Here is a 3,383-nt window from a genome sequence, read left to right on the forward strand (position 1 = left end):
GCCCCGGGATGTTTGGCGCACAGTATGATGGCAGCCGCTACATCATCGATGTACACCGGAATAAAATTACCGGAGCCGTCACCGAGAAATACAGGATTGCCATCGAGTACATTTTTGAACATGGTTTCTGACCAGAAGCCATGCCCGGGGCCGTAAATCATAGAAGGACGCACAATGGAAAGCTCCATAGCATAGGCCGCTGCGGTTTGCTTTGCGCGCTTTTCGGCCTGCGCTTTTGTGCGGGGATAAGCTGAGGAGTGATTCAGGGCAAGGGGCGCGGTTTCATCAACCATTTTCAGGTTTTTCATATCGTACACCCCTACCGTGCTCACGTGTACAAACCGCTTAACCCCGGCTTCTCCGGCAAGCCTCACGAGCAGTTCCGTGGCATCAACATTTACTTTTTGTGCCGTTTCCGCATCGGCCATGATAGCCGCAGCTGCATGAAAAACAACCTCTTTGCCCTCCACCAGTTTTTTCAGGCTTTCTTCATCGGTGAGTTCGGCAGCTGTTAGCGTTACCCCGTGATCTTTCAGATAAGACACCCGATCCAGATTTCTGCCCGTGCCGGTCACAATCGCTTTTTCCTGCCCGGATAGCAGTTCTGAAAGCCGGGCACCCACAAAACCCGTTGCGCCTGTTACCAATACCTGAGTACCGCTGAGTGATTCCATAGTTTACACCTGTGTTATGTGAAGGATGACGTCTAAAAACTAACTACTGTAGAATACTAAGTTCAGCAGCTAAGCTGCTTCGAGGCATGAATTTAATACAAATATATTTAGCCGCAACTCATTATTTTTTGATGGTTCTGATTCATCTGAAAACTTCCCGCAGTAAAAAGAGAATCCTGCCAATTCAAGGCCCGCAGGATAAGTGAACCCGCAAAGGTTGTAGCTAACGCAGAAGGAATGATGCGCAGGCATCCATCCCCTGCAAACTACTCCATTTTCTTCCTGAGCAGTTCGCAGGTTAATTTTTTTCAGAATGCAGGCGGCTCCCGGCATCCTACCGCTTCTTTGTACCCGTTGTGTTCAGGCGCCATTTGAACACATGGTCCGCGCCGGTTATAAACAGGATGTCGTGCTCCTCCCCGCCCCACTCCAGGTTGGTGATCTGCTCACCAAAAGGAATCCGGTGCAGCATCTGCCCGTCTGCATCGAAGATGATGAGTCCCCGCGGCCCGGTTGTGTAGAGGTTTCCGTGCACATCCGTAATTATGCCGTCGGCGGCTCCCAATCCGGAACCCATCTCCCCGACATTTGCAAAAAACTGCGGACTGTGTGGTATGGCGTCATTATCAAGCTCAAAAAACAGGATGTTGCCCGCGCCGGAGTCGTTAACAAAAAGCCTGTTTTCTTCAGCGTTAAGCACAATGCCGTTGGGATAGTCAAATGCGGTATAAAACACGTAGGGCGTGCCGTCGGGGGTAATTATGTATATGCCGCTGAAATCCAGCTCACGGTCTTCATCGCGCACGCCAAACGGCGGGTCGGTGAAAAAGATGGTGCCATTGCTGTGTACTGTCAGGTCGTTAGGACTGTTGAACCGTTTTCCATCAAAGTTATCGAGGAAGATTTCAAATGGCCTGCCCGCTTCCGAAAGCCTGCCAAGCGATCCGCGGTGCTGAGCCAGCAGCAGGGTGCCGTCGGTATCGGCCTGTATGCCGTTGGTATTCCCGCTGGGTTCCAGAAAAATGCCTGTGCTGTCGGCTTCGCTCCAGCGGTACACCCGGTTGGCGGGGATGTCGCTGAATAGCAGGAAGCCATCCGGGTGCCAGTACGGGCCTTCGGTGAACTGATGCGGACCGCTGATGATGGCAGGTGCCTCGCCTTCAATCAGCAGGCTTACCGTATCCTCGGATGAAGCCTCACCTGATCCGGCCTCAGATTCCGCATATACCGGTGTTTCGGATTCATCCGATGAACCGCAGCCTCCCAAAACAAGTATCAAAAGAGTGAGCAGGCTAACAGCGATAGTATTCTTGGGCATGGGTTTTGGATTAGGTAAAAAACGGCGGGAAGTGAGCAGGGACTCCTCAAAAGCAAATATTGCACTTACAGAGTGTTGTTTTTGATTGGTTTATAGCCAATCCGGGCTTGCTTCTTTATACATAATTTTTTTATGATTTCTAAAAAATAATCTGCAAATGGCAAACTATACCTGACAGTACCAAATTCAATTTGAGGATTTTCCTAACCTTTACCAACCCAAACTTAATCCAAAAACCGCTGGGTTCAGCCTGGCGCCTGCTACCGCGGGATCGCATGCTCAGCGTCTGTTCAGGACATTTGCAGGCTTCCGTTGGCAGCCCGACCATTACCCCTACTACATTTATCGGTGCTTTCATTATCAGGCACAGACTCCGGCTCTGTTAAGATGAGATCCTGTAAACCATATCAGAGAAACCCTGCATGCAGCTTTTCTTGGGCTCTTCGCATTTTATCCTAATCAGATGCTCGCCCGATGCCTGTCGCTAAAGTATATTCAAACCACAGAAATGAATCTTCAGATTATTGCCTGTTTGTATTACACTTATGTCTGGTTTTCGATGCCGGATTAAACAGATGATTTAGCCAGCTCGGTAACCTCAACCCTCAGCGAATCAAAATCGACCGGTTTGGTGAAAAACTTTTTGGCGCCCGAGTTTATCGCCTTATTGTAGTTTTCATTATCGCCGTAGGCCGAAATCATACTTACATGGATCTGCGGAAACTCAGCTTTCACTTTATCAAGCAGCTCCAGCCCCGACATACCGGGCATGTTGATGTCAGAAAATATGTAAAGCACATCCGGCGGCTGCGTGCTGTGCAAGCGCTCGAGTGCCTCTGTGCCTGAAAAGGCAAATTCCAGTTCAACAAGTCCGCTGCGGATTTCTTTTCTGAACTTTTGCCGGAACAGCATTTCAACGTCCCGTTCGTCGTCTACTACTAAAATTTTCATAGGTGTACTTTGGTTTTTGGCGTTTTCAGTCATTTCAGAAATGGGTATGCATTCTTTCGGTTTTCAGTCGAGGCTTATCCCTCCGTCATGATTAAGTTAGTGAAGCAGGCCCTCTAATGATTGCACTATTTACGCAAAAGTTTGGACTATTTACGCATTCAGATACTTTTGGGTGATATAAGAGCAGATAAGCAAACCAGATCCAACTGCCAGATTCAAAATATTGGCGCTTAGCCTTCATACGCCGATGGTATGTTTAAGGCGGTCTGAACCGAGGGTTATCTGGTTATTGACCCCTGTTTCTGATTCAGTCATCGTTTATTCAATGGATTGGAAAAAGGTGTTATTTATTTTCAAACTCCACCCATATCCTTTCAATCAATTCACTGGCGGAAAGTATTTCTTTGACCCTTGATACTCCTTCGCCGGCATACATAGCC

3 protein-coding genes are annotated in these 3,383 nt (G+C 48.5%); all 3 read right to left on the minus strand.

Features of this window, described 5'->3' with window-relative positions:
• On the minus strand, positions 1-674 hold a 674-nt coding region (locus LAT75_RS15415; RefSeq protein ID WP_291483709.1), incomplete at its 3' end, for an NAD-dependent epimerase/dehydratase family protein.
• Between the two features lie 334 nt (positions 675-1,008).
• Positions 1,009-1,992 carry an SMP-30/gluconolactonase/LRE family protein gene (locus tag LAT75_RS15420; RefSeq protein WP_291483711.1) on the minus strand — a complete coding sequence of 328 codons (984 nt, stop codon included), beginning with the start codon at positions 1,990-1,992 and terminating at the stop codon, positions 1,009-1,011.
• Positions 1,993-2,559: 567 nt separating this feature from the next.
• Positions 2,560-2,943, minus strand: a complete 384-nt coding sequence (locus LAT75_RS15425) for a response regulator (RefSeq protein WP_291483713.1) — start codon at positions 2,941-2,943, stop codon at positions 2,560-2,562.
• Positions 2,944-3,383 lie beyond the last annotated feature (440 nt).

The organism is Cyclonatronum sp. (genome assembly GCF_022565315.1).
GTDB lineage: Bacteria > Bacteroidota > Rhodothermia > Balneolales > Cyclonatronaceae > Cyclonatronum.